General features: G+C 70.7%; 15 protein-coding genes and 1 tRNA gene. 7 read left to right on the top strand and 9 right to left on the bottom strand.

Annotation, left to right across the window (positions count from 1 at the left end; all coding sequences use genetic code 11):
• The first annotated feature begins 69 nt into the window (after positions 1-69).
• On the top strand, positions 70-1,761 hold the full coding sequence (gene paaN / locus ACZ4Z3_RS21770; RefSeq protein ID WP_468502535.1) for a phenylacetic acid degradation protein PaaN: 1,692 nt from the start codon (positions 70-72) through the stop codon (positions 1,759-1,761).
• A gap of 60 nt (positions 1,762-1,821) precedes the next feature.
• On the opposite strand, the gene ACZ4Z3_RS21765 is transcribed toward paaN, so the two are convergent.
• Genes ACZ4Z3_RS21765 through ACZ4Z3_RS21755 form a run of 3 tightly spaced genes read right to left on the bottom strand, consistent with a single transcriptional unit; the run spans position 1,822 to position 5,058 of the window.
• On the bottom strand, positions 1,822-2,595 hold the full coding sequence (locus ACZ4Z3_RS21765) for a TrmH family RNA methyltransferase (RefSeq protein ID WP_468502534.1): 774 nt from the start codon (positions 2,593-2,595) through the stop codon (positions 1,822-1,824).
• Between the two features lie 19 nt (positions 2,596-2,614).
• The gene (locus tag ACZ4Z3_RS21760; RefSeq protein WP_468502533.1) at positions 2,615-4,009 is read right to left on the bottom strand and encodes an HTTM domain-containing protein; all 1,395 of its coding nucleotides are present in this window, start codon (positions 4,007-4,009) and stop codon (positions 2,615-2,617) included.
• Positions 4,006-5,058 (bottom strand): DUF5819 family protein, encoded by a 1,053-nt coding sequence (locus ACZ4Z3_RS21755; protein ID WP_468502532.1) that lies wholly within the window; start codon positions 5,056-5,058, stop codon positions 4,006-4,008. The genes ACZ4Z3_RS21760 and ACZ4Z3_RS21755 overlap by 4 nt, the downstream gene beginning before the upstream one ends.
• 331 nt (positions 5,059-5,389) lie before the next feature.
• Between ACZ4Z3_RS21755 and ACZ4Z3_RS21750 the strand changes: the two genes are divergently transcribed.
• The gene (locus tag ACZ4Z3_RS21750) at positions 5,390-6,580 is read left to right on the top strand and encodes an acyl-CoA dehydrogenase family protein (protein WP_468502531.1); all 1,191 of its coding nucleotides are present in this window, start codon (positions 5,390-5,392) and stop codon (positions 6,578-6,580) included.
• 94 nt (positions 6,581-6,674) lie between these two features.
• Here the strand turns inward: ACZ4Z3_RS21750 and ACZ4Z3_RS21745 are convergent, their stop codons facing one another.
• From ACZ4Z3_RS21745 to ACZ4Z3_RS21730, 4 genes are all read right to left on the bottom strand, one after another.
• Positions 6,675-7,004, bottom strand: a complete 330-nt coding sequence (locus ACZ4Z3_RS21745; RefSeq protein WP_055717309.1) for a rhodanese-like domain-containing protein — start codon at positions 7,002-7,004, stop codon at positions 6,675-6,677.
• A 120-nt stretch (positions 7,005-7,124) separates the two neighbouring features.
• Positions 7,125-8,201, bottom strand: coding sequence for a J domain-containing protein (locus tag ACZ4Z3_RS21740; RefSeq protein WP_468502530.1), 1,077 nt, complete (start codon positions 8,199-8,201; stop codon positions 7,125-7,127).
• Positions 8,202-8,458: 257 nt separating this feature from the next.
• Positions 8,459-9,916: a DUF2252 domain-containing protein gene (locus tag ACZ4Z3_RS21735; RefSeq protein WP_468502744.1), complete on the bottom strand. Its 1,458-nt coding sequence runs from the start codon at positions 9,914-9,916 to the stop codon at positions 8,459-8,461.
• 162 nt (positions 9,917-10,078) lie between these two features.
• Positions 10,079-10,456, bottom strand: a complete 378-nt coding sequence (locus tag ACZ4Z3_RS21730; protein WP_468502529.1) for a winged helix-turn-helix transcriptional regulator — start codon at positions 10,454-10,456, stop codon at positions 10,079-10,081.
• Between the two features lie 101 nt (positions 10,457-10,557).
• Here ACZ4Z3_RS21730 and ACZ4Z3_RS21725 point away from each other — a divergent pair, with 101 nt between their 5' ends.
• A complete protein-coding gene (locus tag ACZ4Z3_RS21725) occupies positions 10,558-11,211 on the top strand; it encodes an FMN-dependent NADH-azoreductase (protein WP_468502528.1) in 654 nt (217 codons plus the stop codon).
• A 126-nt stretch (positions 11,212-11,337) separates the two neighbouring features.
• On the opposite strand, the gene ACZ4Z3_RS21720 is transcribed toward ACZ4Z3_RS21725, so the two are convergent.
• Entirely contained in the window at positions 11,338-14,148 is a 2,811-nt protein-coding gene (locus tag ACZ4Z3_RS21720) for a beta-L-arabinofuranosidase domain-containing protein (protein ID WP_468502527.1), read from the bottom strand.
• 343 nt (positions 14,149-14,491) lie between these two features.
• Between ACZ4Z3_RS21720 and ACZ4Z3_RS21715 the strand changes: the two genes are divergently transcribed.
• A complete protein-coding gene (locus ACZ4Z3_RS21715) occupies positions 14,492-14,731 on the top strand; it encodes a hypothetical protein (RefSeq protein WP_468502526.1) in 240 nt (79 codons plus the stop codon).
• 230 nt (positions 14,732-14,961) lie between these two features.
• Here ACZ4Z3_RS21715 and ACZ4Z3_RS21710 read toward each other — a convergent pair.
• Positions 14,962-15,045 (bottom strand) — tRNA-Leu (locus tag ACZ4Z3_RS21710).
• Between the two features lie 484 nt (positions 15,046-15,529).
• Between ACZ4Z3_RS21710 and ACZ4Z3_RS21705 the strand changes: the two genes are divergently transcribed.
• The 3 genes from ACZ4Z3_RS21705 (at position 15,530) to ACZ4Z3_RS21695 (ending at position 18,562) form a co-directional block, all read left to right on the top strand.
• Positions 15,530-16,372, top strand: a complete 843-nt coding sequence (locus tag ACZ4Z3_RS21705; protein WP_468502525.1) for an FhaA domain-containing protein — start codon at positions 15,530-15,532, stop codon at positions 16,370-16,372.
• 10 nt (positions 16,373-16,382) lie between these two features.
• Entirely contained in the window at positions 16,383-16,904 is a 522-nt protein-coding gene (locus ACZ4Z3_RS21700) for an FHA domain-containing protein FhaB/FipA (RefSeq protein ID WP_055538165.1), read from the top strand.
• A gap of 128 nt (positions 16,905-17,032) precedes the next feature.
• Positions 17,033-18,562, top strand: a complete 1,530-nt coding sequence (locus ACZ4Z3_RS21695; protein WP_468502524.1) for a Stp1/IreP family PP2C-type Ser/Thr phosphatase — start codon at positions 17,033-17,035, stop codon at positions 18,560-18,562.
• Positions 18,563-18,582 lie beyond the last annotated feature (20 nt).

Here is an 18,582-nt window from a genome sequence, read left to right as displayed (position 1 = left end):
CTCTGTCCTCCTGTCGCTGCCCAGGTCAGGTCTCGACGCAGAGTCCCTGACGTGAGGAGTTGGTCACGCATGGCCGCCGAACTGTCCGCGCACGACCTGATCGCCAAGCACCGGCCCACGCTCGACCAGGCGCTGGAGGCGATCCGCACCCGCGCGTACTGGTCACCCCACCCCGAGCACCCCAAGGCGTACGGCGAGAACGGCAGCCTGGGCATGGCCGAGGGCAAGGCCGCCTTCGACGCGCTGCTCGGCACCCGCCTCGACCTCGACCAGCCCGGCACCGACGACTGGGTGGGCGGCGAGACCTCCCCGTACGGCATCGAACTGGGCGTCACCTACCCGCACGCGGACATCGACACGCTGCTGCCCGCCATGAAGGCCGGCCAGCGCGCGTGGCGCGACGCGGGCGCTCAGGCGCGCGCGGTGGTGTGCCTGGAGATCCTCAAGCGGATCAGTGACCGCACCCATGAGTTCGCCCACGCCGTCATGCACACCAGCGGCCAGGCGTTCATGATGGCGTTCCAGGCCGGCGGCCCGCACGCGCAGGACCGGGGCCTGGAGGCGGTCGCCTACGCGTACGCCGAGCAGGTCCGCACCCCGGACGAGGCGGAGTGGACCAAGCCCCAGGGCAAGCGCGACCCGCTCAAGCTGGACAAGCGGTTCAAGGCCGTCCCGCGCGGCATCGCGCTGGTCATCGGCTGCAACACCTTCCCGACGTGGAACGGCTACCCGGGCCTGTTCGCCTCCCTCGCCACGGGCAACGCGGTCCTGGTGAAGCCCCACCCGCGCGGGGTCCTGCCCCTCGCGCTCACCGTGCAGGTGGCCCGCGAGGTGCTCGCCGAGACCGGCTTCGACCCGAACCTGGTCGCGCTGGCCGCCGAGCGCCCCGGCGAGGGCATCGCCAAGACCCTCGCCACGCGCCCCGAGATCCGGATCATCGACTACACGGGCTCGACGTCGTTCGGTGACTGGCTGGAGGCCAACGCCCGCCAGGCGCAGGTCTACACGGAGAAGGCCGGCGTCAACACGGTCCTCGTGGAGTCCACCGACAACTACAAGGGCATGCTCTCCAACCTGGCCTTCTCCCTGTCCCTGTACAGCGGCCAGATGTGCACCACCCCGCAGAACCTGCTGATCCCCCGCGACGGCATCACGACCGAGGAGGGCGCGAAGTCCTACGACGAGGTCGTCGCCGACCTCGCGAGGTCCGTCGGCGGTCTGCTCGGCGACGACGCCCGCGCGAACGCCCTGCTCGGCGCGATCGTCAACCCCGATGTGAAGGCCCGCCTAGAGGCCGCCGCAGGCCTCGGCGAGGTCGCCCTCGCCTCCCGCGAGATCGTCAACCCGGAGTTCCCGGACGCCGTCGTCCGTACGCCGGTGATCGTGAAGCTCGACGGCGCCAAGCCCGACGACGAGGCCGCGTACATGAGCGAGTGCTTCGGGCCGGTGTCCTTCGCCGTGGCCGTCGACTCGGCGACGGACGGCGTGGAGCTGCTGCGGCGGACGATCCGCGACAAGGGCGCGATGACCGTCGGCGCGTACACCACGAACGACGAGGTCGCGGGCGCCGTCGAGGAGGTCTGCCTGGACGAGTGCGCGCAGCTCTCGCTGAACCTCACGGGCGGGGTCTATGTGAACCAGACCGCGGCCTTCTCCGACTTCCACGGCTCCGGAGGCAACCCGGCGGCCAACGCGGCGCTGTGCGACGCGGCGTTCGTCGCGAACCGCTTCCGGATGGTCGAGATCCGCCGCGAGGCGTAAGACACACCTGTTCGACCTGTGGCCCGGCGTCCCTCAGGGGAGGCGCCGGGCCACATGTGCTCAGACGGCGCCCATGCTCCAGTGGTAAAGCGTCATCGCCACGCTCGTCGCCAGGTTGTAGCTGGACACCTGGGGGCGCATCGGCAGGGACACCAGATGGTCGGCGCGCTCCCGCAACTCGGCGGAGAGACCGCTGCGCTCGGAGCCGAAGGCGAGCAGCGCGTCGTCCGGAAGCTTCAGGGCCCGGATGTCGTCCCCCTCGGGGTCGAGGGCGAAGAGCGGGCCCGACGGCAGGTCGGCCACCTCCAGCCGCTCCACGGCGGTCGCGAAGTGCAGGCCGGCCCCGCCGCGCACCACCGTGGGGTGCCAGGGGTCCAGGGTGCCCGTGGTGACCACCCCGGTCGCGCCGAAGCCGGCGGCCAGCCGGATCACGGCCCCGGCGTTGCCCAGATTGCGGGGGTTGTCGAGCACGACGACGGGCGCGGTGCGCGGGGTGTGCGCGAGCGCCGCCAGATGGGTCGCGGGCGCGGGGCGCACGGCCAGGGCGGCGACGGCCGTGGGGTGCGGGCGCGGCACGAGCGTGCGGTACGTCTCCTCCGGCACCTCGGCGAGCAGCACGGTCAGCGGCTCGCGCACGTCCGGTGCCAGGTCGTCGGCGAGCGCCAGGGCCGCCGCCCGGTCGACGGTGACCGCCACCGGGACCTCCGCCCCGAAACGCAGGGCGTGCTTGAGGGCGTGGAAGCCGTCGAGCAGGACGGAGGTGTCGGCGAGACGGCGCCAGGTCCGCACGGGATCGCCGTCCCGGTGCGCCGGTCCCGCCTGAGGGGCACTCATACCGCGCTCACCGGATCGTTCATGCGGTGAAGCCTACGTGCGCCTGCTCGGCCGTCTCCTTCTCCGGGGGTGGCGCCCCCTTCTCGGACTGACCGGGCCGGCTGCGGCCGCCTCCGAGCGGCACCCGACGCACCACACCGTCACGCGCGCGTGCCGTCCAACCGCCCAGGCGCTTCAGGAACGACGTCGGCAGGAACACGGCGTCGGCGGCGATCATCGCGAGCGAGAAGAACGGCAGACCGAGGACGAGCGCGATCGCCGCGTGCTCGGTCATCATCACCGCGAGCAGGACGTTCTTGACGCGCCGGTTGAACAGCGTGAACGGGAAGGCGACCTGCGCGATGACCGTCCCGTACGTCACCAGCATCACCATGGTGCCGCTCGACGTCATCAGGTCGGAGAGCGCGGGCCAGGGCGAGAAGTAGTCGAGGTGCAGCGGGTAGTAGACGGCCGTGCCGTCCTGCCAGCGCGAGCCCTGGATCTTGTACCAGCCGGCCGTCGCGTAGATCAGACAGGCCTCGGCCATGATCACGACCAGGGCGGCGTTGTGGGCGAGGTTGCCGACGATGTCGAACAGCACGCGGGGCCGGATGTCCGACTCGATCCGGCGCACGGCCCACCACACGCCGTGCACCACCCACAGTCCCCAGAAGATGGTCAGCCAGCCGCCCCCGAAGCCACCGGGGACCAGACCGCCGAACGTCGCCACGAGCAGCACGAAGCCGAGCGCGCACCACAGGAGGGGGCCAACCCGGTCCGTCGCCGCCGCAGCCTCCCGCTCCGGACCTTCCCCCTGCATGCCTTCCCGCTCCAGGCGCTCGCGCGTGCGCCGTTCGCGCCGGGCGTCCAGGGACCAGACCTGGCCGCAGCGGAGGAAGACCAGATAGATCGCCATGAGGTGGATGACGTTGTCGCCGCCGTCGCCCATGAACACGCTGCGGTTCTGCAGCGACAGCACACCCACCATGAACAGCACGCTCGCGGTGCGGGTGCGCCACCCGAGCAGCAGCATCAGGCTCGACAGCACGGCGAGGGCGTAGACGATCTCGAACCACACCATGCCGTCCGACCACATCAGGGTCGTGAACGCGCCGTTGCTCGCGATCAACTCCTGCGCGAGGTCCCAGCTCCACGGCCCGTCCGGCCCGTACAGCTCACGCCGGTGCGGGAACTCGCGCAGCAGGAACAGCAGCCACGTCCCGGCGAAACCGATCCGGACGATCGCGCTCTGGTACGGGCCCAGCGCGTTGTCGGTGACGCGGGCGATCCCGGAGCCGATGACAGCGGTGAGACGGGCCGGCGGCCCGCCCGCCGGACGCGTCCTGATGACAGGGCCGGTGGTGCCAGTCGGGCCGGCGGGGCCGGTGGGGCTGTTGGTGCCGTCAGTGGGACCGGCCGGATTCGTGGGGCTCATTCGGCGCTCGCCTCCATGCGGTCGCGGTCGGTCACCGACCACCAGGACAGCTCCCGGATGACAGGCTTGTCGGACACCTGTTCCTCGCTCCACTCGGGCGCCGGGACATTGGTGGTACGGGACCGGACCTGTATCCGCTCGACAACCCCACCGGAGCCGCCGGTCCGCCCGCCGTCGAGCTCGCGGTCGAGGCGCATCACCACGATGCGGCGCAGATAGCGCTCGGACAGCTCACCGCGCGAGCTCGTCGCGCGGTTCTCGGTGTCGTGCGTGGAGACATAGAAGTCCCAGGCCCGACGGAGCTCGTTCTGGTCGGTGTGGCTGGGCATCAGGTTGCCGTCGATGGCGGCCCCGTCCAGCGCGGACAGGTCGTACCAGCCGGTCTCACGGGAACCGCCGCCCGGCTTGCGGACCTCCGCCCTGACCTGCACGGCGATGTTCTGCTGCAACGGGTTCGGCGCGAACAGCTTCCAGTTCTGCTCGAACTCCGGATACACCCAGTCGTCGACCGCCTGACCGTGTTGCTTCGTCATCGTGTTCGAGGGCGCCACATGCAGAAACACCATTCCGACGTGCACACAGGCCACCACGGCCACGACAGCCAGCACGAGCGCCACGACGATCTGGTACGGCAGCGAGAGGGCGGCTATGCCGGACACGGCGGGGGGCGGCGGCTGCGGCCGGGCGAGGGCGTCGCCCGAAGACGGCGACGTGTGCGGGGTGTACGGAAGGGGCGGGGTCTGCGGACTCTGCCGCGCGGCCCACGCCGGAGTACGAGCCGGAACCGGCGCGCGACCGACGCTGTCGGACTCGACAAGGGGGGCCGAGTCGGCATCCGGGGCAGAGCCGGTTTCCGGGACGGAGCCGGTATCCGGGGCGGGTGTGGAAGCGGGAGCAGGCGTGTAGGCGCCCGCGTCGGCGCCGTCGCTGTCGCTGCTGCTGTCGCTGTCGCCACCGTCGGCGGCTGCGTCGCCCGGGGCTGTGGAAGCGGAGCCCTCGGGCTCGTCCGGCCCGCGCCGGGCGTTCGAGACCTCGTCGTACGCGTCCATTCCGCCCCGCTCCCCGATTCCCACTCCCGGTCCGTTTCCCCACCGGAACTTACTCAGCCGCGCGCATCCGGCACAGTCCCGGTGGCCACAGCAGTCACATCGTCACACCGATCACACGGCACCCACGAGGTTATCCACAGCCTCGGACACCTTACGGCGCCGTGCTCCACCACTGAGCTGAGCAGCCGACGCGGCCGGAGCTGAGCAGCCGAACCGTCCGGGCCTTCACCGACCGACAGCCGGCCCTCTCCGGTGCCGCCACGTCATTCCCTTCTTCTAGAACCTGTTCTATCTTGACGCCCCGTCATCGGCGACACGGAAGGGCGGAACCGTGGACTTCACCTTCACCGAGGAGCAGCAGGCGGCGGCCGAGGCGGCGAGGGCGGTGTTCGCCGGGGTCGCACCGGACGGGGTGCCGAGCCCCTCGTTGGTTCCGGGGGCCGTGGCCGACGACTTCGACCGGGCCCTGTGGACGCGGCTGGCCGACGCGGACCTGCTCAGCCTCCTGCTGGACCCCTCCTACGGCGGCTCGGGGCTCGACGCGATCGCGCTGTGCCTGGTGCTGCGCGAGTCGGCGAAGGTCCTGGCCCGGGTGCCGTTGCTGGAGAACAGCGCGGCCGCCGTGACCGTTCAGGCGTACGGCAGCGAGGAAGCGAGGACCGACCTGCTCACCCGGGTCGGCCGGGGCGAAGTCGTGTTGAGCGTCGCCGCGCACGGCCGCACCGGCCACGACCCGGCCGAACTCGCGGTCACCGCTCAGCGGGAGGCCGACGGGGCATGGGTCCTCGACGGTGTGCAGACGGCGGTGCCCTGGGCGTACAACGCCGACTACATCGTCGTACCGGCGACGGCCGTGGCCGGGGACGCCGGGCTCACCGAGGCCCAGCACACCGCCATGGCACCGGTCGGCACCGACAACGTCCTGCTCGCCCTCGTCCCCCGCGAACACGAGGGCGTGCTCCTCGCCGAGCAGATCTCGACGGCGGGTGAGCGGCTCGCCGAGCTGCGGCTGGACTCCGCCCGGATCGCCGCACGGGACGTCATCGACGCGGACGGCGCCTGGGAAGGGCTCCGCGAGCTGCTGACCACCGGCACCTGCGCGCTGGCACTGGGTCTGGGGGAGGGGGTCCTCACCATGACCGGCGAATACACCGGCAAGCGGGAGCAGTTCGGGCACCCGATCGCCTCGTTCCAGGCCGTCGCCGTCCAGGCAGCCGACCGGTACATCGACCTCCGCGCCATGGAGGCCACCCTGTGGCAGGCCGCCTGGCGCATCAGTTCGGGAGCGACAGGCGCCCTGCCCTCGGCCGGGGACGTCGCCGTGGCGAAGATCTGGGCCTCGGAGGGCGTACGGCGGGTCGTGCAGACCGCGCAACACCTGCACGGCGGTTTCGGCGCCGACGTCGACTACCCCCTGCACCGCTACCACGCCTGGGCCAAGCACCTCGAACTCTCCCTCGGCCCGGCAGCGGCACACGAGGAGTCACTGGGCGATCTACTGGCAGCGCACCCGTTGGGCTGAGCGCCGCCCACCCGCTGGGCCGAGGGCCGTGCACACCGACCAATAGGGCGCGTGAGACAACCCGCGCGCCCTGAACCTCGAAAGCTCTCCGGACCTAGAGAACGAACCCGCTCTCGCCCTTGTCGTCCACCACCGGCCGCCCGGCGGCCGCCCAGACCTGCATCCCGCCGTCCACGTTCACGGCGTCGATGCCCTGCTGAACCAGGTACATGGTGACCTGCGCCGAACGCCCGCCCGACCGGCAGATCACATGAACCCGGCCGTCCTGCGGCGCCGCCTCGGTCAACTCGCCGTACCGCGCCACGAACTCGCTGATCGGGATGTGCAGCGCCCCTTCGGCGTGGCCCGCCTGCCACTCGTCGTCCTCCCGGACATCGAGCAGGAAGTCGTCGTCCTTGAGGTCCCCGACCTCGACAGTGGGCACACCAGCTCCGAAATGCATGTGTACGACGCTACCCGACCGCACGCCCCCACACCGCCGCCGTGCCCCGCCTACTCGCCCCGCCCGGCCTCCCCGGCGTGGCCACGCCGACCACCGTGGCCGTCAGGGGCCCTCCTGACCACCCTGGCCGCCTTGGCCGACATGCCCCTCGTGGCCGCCCTGGTCACCGTGCATCACCTGACCGACCTGACCGCCCTCGGCGAGCAACCCCGCCAGTTCGGCCTCCCGCTGGGCGACTTCCGTCAGCAGTTGTTCGGCGATCTCGTCGAGGAGACGGTCGGGGTCGTCCGGGGCGATACGGAGCATGGAGCCGATGGCGCCCTCCTCCAGTTCGCGGGCGACAAGGGTGAGCAGTTCCTTGCGCTGGGCCAGCCATTCGAGGCGGGCGTAGAGCTCCTCGCTGCGGCTGGGCCTGCGCTCCTCCGGCACGGGACCCGCGGCCCACTCCTGCGACAGCTCCCGCAGAAGCGTCTCGTCACCCCGTCCGTAGGCCGCGTTGACCCGCGATATGAACGCGTCGCGCCGCTCGCGCTCCTTGTCGTCCTGGGCCAGATCGGGGTGGGCCTTGCGGACCAACTCCCGGTAGAGCCGACGGGCCTCGTCGCTCGGCCGCACCCGCTCCGGGGGTCGTACGGCCTGGTCGGTGAGCATGGCCGCGGCCTCCGGGAACAGGCCCTCCGAGTCCATCCAGCCGTGGAACAGCTCCTCCACGCCCGGCATGGGCATGACCCGCGCCCGTGCCTCCTGCGCCTTGCGCACGTCCTCGGGGTCGCCGGTCCGTGCGGCCTTGGCCTCGGCGATCTGGGCGTCGAGCTCGTCGAGGCGGGCATACATCGGCCCGAGCTTCTGGTGGTGCAACCGGGAGAAGTTCTCCACCTCGACCCGAAAGGTCTCCACCGCGATCTCGTACTCGATCAACGCCTGCTCGGCCGCCCGCACGGCCCGCTCCAGCCGTTCCTCGGGCCGCTCACCCCCGGTGGCGTCACCGGACACCGCACCTCCGGCCGAAACGGCGCCCTCGGCCGCAGCGGCACCCTGGGCGGCAGTGGAACCCTCCACGGTCTCCGCGGTCTCCGCGCCCTCGGCGGAAGCGCCCTCACCCTGACCCGGGCCCCCAGCGGGCTCCACGGGCTCGGCGGGGTGCTCGGACTGGGTCTGATCGGCTTCCGGGCTCGTCACCCGACCCAGCCTAGGCCACGACTCCGAGCGCCACCGAGCCCGCCCGAAGGCACCCCGCCCGACCGGGAACGACGAGCTCGGACAGCCGCGCCGACCCGCCCGAGCCGAGAACCGACCGGAGAATCAACCCGAACCGACGGCACCCTCCCAGCCGGGAATCGACCCGAGCCGACGGGACCCTCCGAGCAGAGAAGCAATCGGAACCGACCGCACCCGCACCCGCACCCGCTCGCCGAGTCCCGTAGCCCCGGCCCTCGTCACACCCCGGCTTCGGCCTCGATCCGCCCGGCCCGTATCGCCGCCACCAGGTCCGCGTGGTCCGCCTCCGTGCGGTCGGCGTAGGTGACGGCGAACGTCGCGACGGCCTCGTCGAGCTCGTCGTTCTTGCCGCAGTAGCCGGCGATCAGCCTGGGGTCGGCGTTGTGGGCGTGGGCACGGGCCAGCAGGGCACCGGTCATCCGGCCGTAGTCGTCGACCTGATCGGCCGCGAGGGCCGCGGGGTCGACGCTGCCCTTGCGGTTGCGGAACTGACGCACCTGGAAGGGGTGGTCGTCCACGGTCGTCCACCCCAGCAGGCTGTCGCTGACCACCTGCATCCGCTTCTGGCCGAGAACCACACGACGACCCTCGTGATCCACGGTCGGCACGTCGAAACCGGCCGTCGCGAGATGCGGTTCGAGCGCGGAGGAGCGGGCCTCCTTCACCTGGAGCACGAGCGGCTCGCCCCGGTGGTCCAGGAGCAGCACGACATACGAGCGGGTGCCGACGCTGCCGGTGCCGACCACACGGAACGCCACATCGTGCACGGCGTAGCGGGCGAGCAACGGGTGGCGGTCCTCCGAGAGGGTGGTCAGGTACTGCTCCAGGGAGGCGGCGACCACCGCGGCCTCGGCGTCGTCGACCCGGCGCAGCACCGGCGGGGCGTCCACGAAGCGGCGCCCACCGCCCGCCACCGCCTCGGTCGACTTGGCAGCGAAGCGTCCGCTCGTGTTGGCCCGCGCCTTCTCCGAGACCCGTTCCAGCGTGCCGAGCAGGTCGTGCGCGTCTGTGTGCGAGACGAGTTCCTCGTCGGCGATGGCGTTCCACGCGTCGAGGGCGGGGAGCTTGGCGAGGAGCCTCATGGTGCGCCGGTAGGCGCCGGTCGTGTCGAGCGCCGCCTTGCGACAGGTGTCCTCGTCCGCGCCCGCCTCGCGTCCGGCGAGCACGAGCGAGGTGGCGAGGCGCTTGAGGTCCCACTCCCAGGGGCCGTGCACGGTCTCGTCGAAGTCGTTGAGGTCGATGACGAGCCCGCCGCGGGCGTCCCCGTAGAGGCCGAAGTTCGCCGCGTGGGCGTCGCCGCAGATCTGGGTGCCGATGCCGGTGATCGGCGTACGGGCGAGGTCGTGGGCCATGAGGCCGGCCGAGCCCCGCAGGAACGCGAACGGGGTGGCGGCCATCCGGCCGACCCTTATCGGGGTGAGCGCGGCGATGCGGCCGCGGTTGGACTCCTCGACCGCCGTCACCGCGTCGGGCCGGTCGGTGGTGAGGGTCAGGTCCGCGTGCATACTGCGCGGCACCCGCTCGCGCAGGGCCTTGCCCTCTTCCTTGGGCGAACCCTGCGAGGGCCACCGGGCGAATCCGGGCACCCACGGCACCCGCTCCTGCCCGGCCCGGCCGCCGGACTCGACCGCCGCCGTCCCCGACTCGGTCCCCGACGCCGTCACACCGTCTTCGATCACAGCGACCGCCTCCCCCGTACATGTCCCCGCACGGACATCAACTCGTGATGACGGTACAGCCGGTGGCCGAAACGCGTCAGACCCTGTGGACAACTCCGCCGCGACTGCCTGCCCGCCTGTGGAAAACCCACGAAAACCACCGTCCTGACCGGCGACGCCCTACTCCCGCCCCGCCCCCGCACAAGGCCAGCTCTGCGGCAGGTGGACCTTCGCCCATGCGGCGAGCTCCTGGAGCGCCGGGTCCAGCGCGGCGCCCGCGTCCGTCAGGCGGTAGGTGACCCGCAGGGGCGGCCCCTCGTTGACCTCGCGCAGGACGAGGCCGGCCGCGGCGAGTTCCGTGAGGCGGTCGGAGAGCATGCGCTCGCTGATGCCGGGAATGGCCCGGCGCAGGTCGACGAAGTGCGCGGGATGCGGCATCAGCGCGGCCACGATCAGGCCCGTCCATCGCTTTCCGAGCAGAGCGAACACACGCGTCATGCCTTCTCCGACCGGCTGGCACGGACCGGCGCCATGGAGATCCTGCTGCTTTTCCGCCATGTGACCAGCGTACTGGGCTCACGTTCAGGGATGAAAAAAAGTAAGCGACTGTGTTATCCATAGTCGAGTACGAAAACGAAGCGACTTTCTTGGAGTGCCCCATGGCCACCCTTCTCCATCTGGACTCGTCCGTCTTCCCCATCGACGCCTCGACGTCGCGCGCGGTGACGCAGACCTTCCGCAAGGCCTGGGAGGAGCAGCATCCGGACGGCACGGTCATCTACCGCGACCTCGACATCGACCCCGTGCCGCACATCAGCGCCGACGCGCACACCGCCGGCTTCGCCGACCCGGCCACGCACACCCCGGAGCAGGCCGCGGCCTTCGCCGAGCGCGAGAAGCTCATCGCCGAGCTGGAGGAGGCCGACGCGATCCTGATCGGCGCCCCCATGTACAACTTCTCGATCCCGTCGACCCTCAAGGCCTGGCTGGACAACGTGGTCCTCATCGGCCGCACCGCCATGACCGAGGACTCGAAGGCGAAGGGCACTCCCGTCACCGTCGTCGCCAGCCGCGGCGGCTCCTACGCGCCGGGCACGCCGCGCGAGCCCTTCGAGTACGTGCAGAACTACCTGAAAGCGGTGCTCTCCGACGCCCTCGGCCTGGACGTCGACTTCATCGTCCCGGAGCTGACCATGGCGCCGCACAACCCGGCGATGAGCGAGCTGATCCCGCTCTCCGAGGCCTCCCGCGCCCAGGCCCTCGACGACGCGGCCACCAAGGCGAAGACCCTCGCGGAGCGTCTGGCAGCCTGACCCGACGCCCGACCGGCGCACGGCGGCACACCTGTCCACCGCGCGCCGGCCGGCCCGGTCACGACGCGATCAGCGGATCAGCGCCGCGCCCTCAGGGTCGAGCACCACCACACAGGCTCAAGACCCTCAGGCCTCGTAGGACGCGTCCTCCGCGGTCGTGACCACCTTCTGTCCGTCGGCCCGATCGAGCAGCCCGGCCGACACCCAGGAGCGCACGGTCGCCCGCACGCGAGCGACCAGCGCGTCCTTGTCGGCGAACGGCGCCCCCGCCCAGATCTCGTCGAGCAGGGTCGTCCCGTCGGACTTCGCCGGGTTGGCCACGCCCGAGTCGGTGCCACCGAGGACGACCTTCGGTTCGGAACGCCTGATGTACGCGTGCGTGGGATCCTCGGTTCCCTCGTGGAAGGGCGCGAACTCGGTGCCGTCCAGCATGTAGTGCAGCGGTTTTCCGCTCACCGGCGTGAGGGAGGGCCGCAGGTCACCGGAGAGGCCGGCGTTGCCGTACAGGCCGAACGACAAGTAGCTCGTACTGGCGTTCCGGCCGACCAGGTTCACCGGCCCGTGGAACAGGGTCTGCAGGGTCGGGTCGTCGAGGGCCTTCTCCACCCGCAGCCGGAAGGGGACCGTCACGCGGACGACGTCCCCGTCACGCCAGGTGCGGGCCGGGATCGTGAAGTAGCTCCCGGCGGCCGGCGTCCCGCTCACCGCGCTGCCGTTGACGGTCACCCGGAATCCGGCGGTCGCCCAGGAGGGCACGCGCAGCTTCATCTCGAAGGTGCCGCTGCCGCGCTCGACGGTGATCGTGGAGCCCTGTTCACGCGGGTAGTCGGTGGTCTGGGTGACCGTCACGCCCTGGGCGGTCCAGTTCAGCGTGGTGGCGCTGTACAGGTTGACGTACAGCGCGCTGCCGTCGGCCTTCGCGAAGTACACGGAGTCCTGGTACTTGGTCGCGCTCTCCATGCCCGTCCCCTCGCAGCAGGTCGTGCCCTGCTTCGGGGTGTAGTCGCGCACATGGCCGGGCTTGAGGCCGATGAAGTACGTGACCAGCGGCTTCTCCGCGTCGGCCGTGTCCTGCTTGGAGCCGAGCACCTGGTTGAACAGGGCCCGCTCGTAGTAGTCCATGTACTTCGGGTCCTGCTCGTGGAAGAACAGCATCCGGCTCAGTTTGAGCATGTTGTACGCGCAGCAGGTCTCGGCGTTGGTGTCGCTGATCGTGCCGGCGACCGCCCCGCGGGCCTTCCAGAACTCGGCCGTGCTCGTCCCGCCGATGCCGTACATGCGCTGGGGGACGACCATGTCCCAGAAGTTCTTGGCGGCCGTGAGATAGCGGGTCTCGCCCGTCGCGTCGTACAGGCGGACGTATCCGGTGAAGATCGGGATGTGCTGGTTGGCGTGCAGGCCGTCGAGGATGTCGGTGTTCGCGGCGCAGGCGTCGATGAGCCGGTCGAGGTCGAAGAGCTTGGCCAGGGCGAGGTGGTCCGCCTCGCCGGTGATCGTGTACAGGTCGACGACGGTCTCGACGATGCCGCCGAACTCACCGCTGGAGAAGATGCCCCACATCCGCTGCAGCGTGGCGTCCGGCAGCTTGGACAGCCGGGAGTACATCCAGTCGCACATACCGGACGCGAGGTCCAGCGCCCGGGCGTCGTCGGTCGCCAGATAGGCGTCGACCAGACCCTTGAGGATCTTGTGCGCTGTGTAGTACGGCGCCCACACCTTCGTGTAGTCACCACTGGTCATCGACTCCAGCGCGATGAACTGCGTCTCCGGGTACGCGGCGAGGAACCCGGGATGGCTCGGCCCGCCCCAGGTGCGGCGCAGCGTGGCGGTGAGGCCGCGTCCGGAGGCGTCGGCGAACGTGCCGCCGTCGGTGGCCGCGAACGAGTAGGACGCGAGGTCGCCGAGCCCTGCGGAGGATTCCCTGGCCTCGTTCGACTGGAGCGAGGTGATCTCGGCCGCCGTGAGCGCCCGTGACCAGACGTTGAACTCGTCGAAGGCGCCCGCGTACACCGGGTCGCCGGAGAAGTTGGAGCGGCCCAGCCAGTTGTTCGCCAGGGTGCCCAGGAGGGACGGGTTCAGCGTCATCGAGGCGTTCCGGGCGACGGCTGCGCCGTTGACGTAGAGCGTGCCCGTGGAGCCGGAGAGGGTCACCGCCAAGTGGCTCCAGTGGTTCAGCGGCAGCGCGGCCGTGCCGTTGAGCCCCTGCTCGCCGCCCGGCCCGCTGGTGGTGACGGCGAACCGGGGCACCCCTTCGGCGTTGCGGGTGGCCAGGTACATGTACCGGGTGGTGTTGTCACCGAAGTCGAAGACCCGCTGCCAGTCGGCGTCATGGGTGGGCCTCACCCAGACCGACAGGGTGATCGCCTCGGCGCCGCCGAGCACGGCGGACGGCAGGTCGACGTACTGGTACGAACCCCGGACGTTCTCGTGGGCGCCACCCCACCTACCGGTGACGGCAAGCATCTTCGGGTCGCCGCGCAACGCCTCGCGCACCTCGCTCAGGGCGCCGACCATGCTCCGGATCCGGTCGGCGTACGCGGTGTCCCCGGTGCCGGCGTAGGCCTGGGCCAGCATCGTCAGGAAGTGCCCGGTGTAGTGGCCCCGGAGGTTGCCGTTGGCCTCGCCGTCGAGACCCTCCCAGCCGCCGGGGGCGACCGCACCCTTGGTGGAGAGCCCCGCGTTGGCACGGAACACCTGGAGCAGCCGGTCGATGTCGTAACCGCGGCCGTGGTCGAGCATGAGCTGCCGTTTGTCGGCGAACAGGCCAGGGCCGAGCGTCACGTCCTTGAGCCCGAAGGGCCGCACCGACCAGGTGGACGGCGCCGGAACGGCGGCGGCGACCGCGCGAGCACCACCCGCCCCGAAAGAAACTCCGGGTACTGCGGCGGCGACGATCGCGGACTGGAGCAGAAAGCGTCTGGAGAGGGGCGGAGCCATGTGCGCCTCGTCTCTGGCATGTGTGTGGGGGGTGAGGGAGCAGACCACAGTCATTCGAAATTACGAACGCTGTACGATTTGCCGACCAGAAGATAGGTATGAGGTGGGCGAGCGTCAACGGTGCTGACGGCAATTCACAGGCCTCACGCCCAGGCAGGAGGTCATCCGCCGCCCGCGCACGTTGCACCGAACCAGCGCGAACCCGGCATCACGCGCCCCTAGGAGCCACGGGGAATCCACCCGCAGACGACCCCGATAGACGCTGGTCAGCCGCCCCACCCACACCTCCGCATGAGCGGCCGGTGATCGAAGCGAAGGCCGACCGGCAGATCCTGTCCGGACCATGGATAGCCCAATCGAGTTCAGCACCCTGCGGCCCCGAGCCCGCTCCGACGGCGACCGCCAGGAGTTCCACGCGGTCATACGACACACCCGCACCGGTCTGATCGCCGGCTCCGACCGCGTCCCGCCCCCGCTCACTCACGGGCAACAGCAGCCCGCCATCGCCGAGCACCCCGTCTACCAGGACCTGCTGGTCCGAGCGCGTCGCCTCACCAGCTACGCCCCGCACTGCTTCACGTAGAACATCACCAATACACCGCTCTGCGACGTTTCACGTGAAACATGGCCACGCCCGCGCACAGGAGACCCGGCACGCCCCCAAGCCGTCTCGCGCCACCAAAGGACGAAAGCCCTTACCGAACCTACTGAGAGACTCCTCACACTTCACCAGCCAGGCGGCCGCGCCCCCGGAGTCCCCGCAGACACAAAAAGAAGCGGTCCCATCGTCTTCACGATGGGACCGCTTCGCTGTGCGCGAGGGGGGAGTTGAACCCCCACGCCCTTGCGGGCACTGGAACCTGAATCCAGCGCGTCTGCCTATTCCGCCACCCGCGCATTGGGTGTGTCCTCGGGCCCTGCCCTTTCGGTGCTGGCGCCTTCCGACATCCAGAAGATTAGCACGCTGGGGAGGGTGGGTTCACATCCCTTATCCGTGGCCGCCCGCGCCGCGGCCCACCGGCCACGGAGCGACCGGCAGGGGCCGAACACCTGCCCCATTCCGCCACGTATCAACGAGTGCTGGTTCACGTATCAACCTCGTACCGGTCCCGGCCATCTCCACTGGAGGAGGGCAGGGTCCACAGTCAGGTGCGGGACACTGGTCTCGTCCCGCCTCTACGATCCTTGGCAGAGTTCGGGCGGGGTAGTTCGAAGAGGAGCTCCGGTGGGAAGCCGGGAGGGGACCTCAGTGGGCGTCGGCGCCGGTGACACCGGCCGACGGGGCCGACCGGGGGAACCAGCCGATTTCCCGGCGCGTGGATACGATCAGTAAGCAGTACGGACGCAGTACGCAGAGCGGTGACGACGGAGGAGGTGCCCCATGGGAGTCCTGAAGAAGTTCGAGCAGCGTCTCGAAGGTCTGGTCAACGGCACCTTCGCCAAGGTGTTCAAGTCCGAGGTCCAGCCCGTGGAGATCGCGGGAGCGCTCCAGCGCGAGTGTGACAACAACGCGACCATCTGGAACCGCGACCGGACGGTCGTCCCCAATGACTTCATCGTGGAACTGAGCACGCCCGACTTCGAGCGCCTCAGCCCCTACTCCGGCCAGCTCGGCGACGAGCTCGCCGGCATGGTGCGCGACTACGCCAAGCAGCAGCGGTACACCTTCATGGGCCCCATCAAGGTCCACCTGGAGAAGGCCGACGACCTCGACACCGGCCTGTACCGGGTCCGCAGCCGTACGCTCGCCTCCTCCACCGACCAGCAGGGCCCCGGAGGCGCCCCGGCGAACGCCGGCGGTGGCCGCCCCGGCGGCTACGGCTACCCGCCCGCCGGCGCGCCCGTCGGCGCCCCGCCCATGCCGGCCACGCCGCCGCCCGGCGGCCGTCCCGGCTCGGCCCCCTATCTCCAGCGCGCCGGGGCAGCCCCGGGCGCCGCTGGACGCACGCGCTACTGGATCGAGATCAATGGCACCCGCCATCAGATCTCCCGCCCGACGCTGGTGCTGGGCCGCAGCACCGAAGCCGACGTGCGGATCGACGACCCCGGCGTGTCCCGCCGGCACTGCGAGATCCGGACCGGAACGCCCTCGACGATCCAGGATCTCGGGTCCACCAACGGCATCGTGGTGGACGGGCAGCACACCACCCGCGCTACGCTCCGCGACGGCTCGCGGATCGTCGTGGGCAGCACCACCATCATTTACCGGCAAGCCGAAGGGTGAAGCGGGGGCAATGTCAGAGCTGACCCTCACGGTCATGCGGCTGGGGTTCCTGGCCGTACTGTGGCTGTTCGTGATCGTGGCCGTGCAGGTCATCCGCAGCGACCTGTTCGGTACGCGCGTCACCCAGCGGGGGTCGCGCCGGGAGAACGCGCGGCCGCAGAACGCCGCCCGGCAGGCCGCGCCGCCCCAGCAGCGCGGCCAGCAGCCCGCCGCCACCGGCGGCCGCCGCGGGCGCAACGCCCCCACCAAGCTCGTCGTCAGCGAGGGCACGCTGACGGGGACGACCGTCGCGCTGCAGGGCCAGACCATCACCCTGGGCCGCGCGCACGACTCCACGATCGTGCTGGACGACGACTACGCCTCCAGCCGGCACGCCCGGATCTACCCGGACCGCGACGGCCAGTGGATCGTCGAGGACCTGGGGTCCACCAACGGCACGTATCTCGACCGGAACCGACTGACGACTCCCACGCCGATCCCGCTGGGCGCGCCGATCCGCATCGGCAAGACCGTCATCGAGCTGCGGAAGTAGTGCTACATCATGAATAGGCGCGAGCGGAGCGAGCACGCAGCGGCGGTCCCCACCAGGGGCCCCGGCGCGCTCCCGACCGGAGGGTGGGCACCGTGCGGATGTACCCGGAGCCGACGGGCGAGGTGCGCATGAGTCTGTCACTGCGCTTCGCCGCCGGATCGCACAAAGGCATGATCCGCGAGGGCAACGAGGACTCCGGCTACGCCGGCCCGCGGCTGCTCGCGATCGCCGACGGCATGGGCGGCCAGGCGGCCGGCGAGGTCGCCTCCTCCGAGGTGATCTCCACCCTGGTCACGCTCGACGACGACATCCCCGGCTCCGACATCCTGACCTCCCTCGGCACCGCCGTGCAGCGCGCCAACGAGCAGCTGCGCGCCATGGTCGAGGAGGACCCCCAGCTGGAGGGCATGGGCACCACGCTCACCGCCCTGCTGTGGACCGGCCAGCGCCTCGGTCTCGTCCACGTCGGCGACTCCCGCGCCTACCTCCTGCGCGACGGCGTCCTCACCCAGATCACCCAGGACCACACCTGGGTGCAGCGGCTGGTCGACGAGGGCCGCATCACCGAGGAAGAGGCCACGACCCACCCGCAGCGCTCCCTGCTGATGCGCGCGCTGGGCAGCGGCGACCACGTCGAGCCCGACCTCTCCATCCGTGAGGTCCGCGCCGGCGACCGGTATCTGATCTGCTCGGACGGCCTGTCCGGCGTGGTGTCCCACCAGACGATGGAGGACACCCTCGCCAGCTACCAGGGCCCCGAGGAGACCGTCCAGCAGCTGATCGAGCTGGCACTGCGCGGCGGCGGCCCCGACAACATCACGGTCATCGTCGCCGACGTCCTCGACCTCGACACGGGCGACACCCTCGCCGGCCAGCTCCACGACACCCCGGTCGTGGTGGGCGCGGTCGCCGAGAACCAGCTCCACCTCCAGGACAACGGCATCATGCAGACCCCCGCCGGCCGCGCCTCCGGGCTCGGCCGCCAGGGGCACTCGCAGGGCGGTGGCGGGGAGTTCGGCCCGCCCGGCTCCGGCGACACCACCGGGTACATGCCGGCGGGCAGCTTCGGGAACTACTCGGACACCGACTTCGTCAAGCCGCGCAAGAAGGGCCGGTGGCTCAAGAGATCCTTCTTCGGCATCCTCGGCCTCGCCGTGATCGGCGGGGGCCTCTACGGCGGATACCGCTGGACGCAGACGCAGTACTACGTCGGCGCCAACGACGACCATGTCGCGCTGTACCGCGGCATCAGCCAGGACCTGGCCTGGATCTCGCTCTCGAAAGTGGAGAAGGACCACCCCGAGATCGAACTCAAGTACCTGCCGCCGTACCAGCAGAAGCTTGTCGAGGCCACGATCGCCGAGGGCGGTCTGGACAACGCCAAGAAGAAGATCGACGAACTGGCCACCCAGGCGTCGGCGTGCAAGAAGAGCGCCGAGCGCCGCGAGGCGGCGGACAACAACGCCAAGACCGGTGCGGGTGAGGCCGGGGGCGTCACGGGAACCACGAAGACCTCCCTCACGTCCAAGGCCACACCGTCCCCGACGTCGAAGCCATCGACGTCCCCGAGCCCGACCCAGTCCACACCCACACCGTCAGCCGGCCCCAGCCTCTCGGAGGAGGAGCAGAAGCTGGTCTCGCGGTGCGGTGAGCAGTAGGCAAGCCGCGAGGGGCCCAC

This window comes from Streptomyces sp. NPDC030296, from assembly GCF_055572815.1.
Note: the sequence above shows the minus strand (reverse complement) of the source record. Positions and strands in the feature narration are given on the sequence as shown.

Excerpts from the sequence above, each read along its gene's own strand:
- ACZ4Z3_RS21705 (WP_468502525.1), top strand. The coding sequence starts at position 15,530 with ATGGGAGTCCTGAAGAAGTTCGAGCAGCGTCTCGAAGGTCTGGTCAAC.
- ACZ4Z3_RS21700 (WP_055538165.1), top strand. The coding sequence starts at position 16,383 with ATGTCAGAGCTGACCCTCACGGTCATGCGGCTGGGGTTCCTGGCCGTA.
- ACZ4Z3_RS21695 (WP_468502524.1), top strand. The coding sequence starts at position 17,033 with ATGAGTCTGTCACTGCGCTTCGCCGCCGGATCGCACAAAGGCATGATC.
- ACZ4Z3_RS21725 (WP_468502528.1), top strand. The coding sequence starts at position 10,558 with ATGGCCACCCTTCTCCATCTGGACTCGTCCGTCTTCCCCATCGACGCC.
- ACZ4Z3_RS21720 (WP_468502527.1), bottom strand. The coding sequence starts at position 14,148 with ATGGCTCCGCCCCTCTCCAGACGCTTTCTGCTCCAGTCCGCGATCGTC.
- ACZ4Z3_RS21730 (WP_468502529.1), bottom strand. The coding sequence starts at position 10,456 with ATGGCGGAAAAGCAGCAGGATCTCCATGGCGCCGGTCCGTGCCAGCCG.
- ACZ4Z3_RS21760 (WP_468502533.1), bottom strand. The coding sequence starts at position 4,009 with ATGAGCCCCACGAATCCGGCCGGTCCCACTGACGGCACCAACAGCCCC.
- ACZ4Z3_RS21715 (WP_468502526.1), top strand. The coding sequence starts at position 14,492 with ATGGATAGCCCAATCGAGTTCAGCACCCTGCGGCCCCGAGCCCGCTCC.
- ACZ4Z3_RS21765 (WP_468502534.1), bottom strand. The coding sequence starts at position 2,595 with ATGAGTGCCCCTCAGGCGGGACCGGCGCACCGGGACGGCGATCCCGTG.
- paaN (WP_468502535.1), top strand. The coding sequence starts at position 70 with ATGGCCGCCGAACTGTCCGCGCACGACCTGATCGCCAAGCACCGGCCC.
- ACZ4Z3_RS21755 (WP_468502532.1), bottom strand. The coding sequence starts at position 5,058 with ATGGACGCGTACGACGAGGTCTCGAACGCCCGGCGCGGGCCGGACGAG.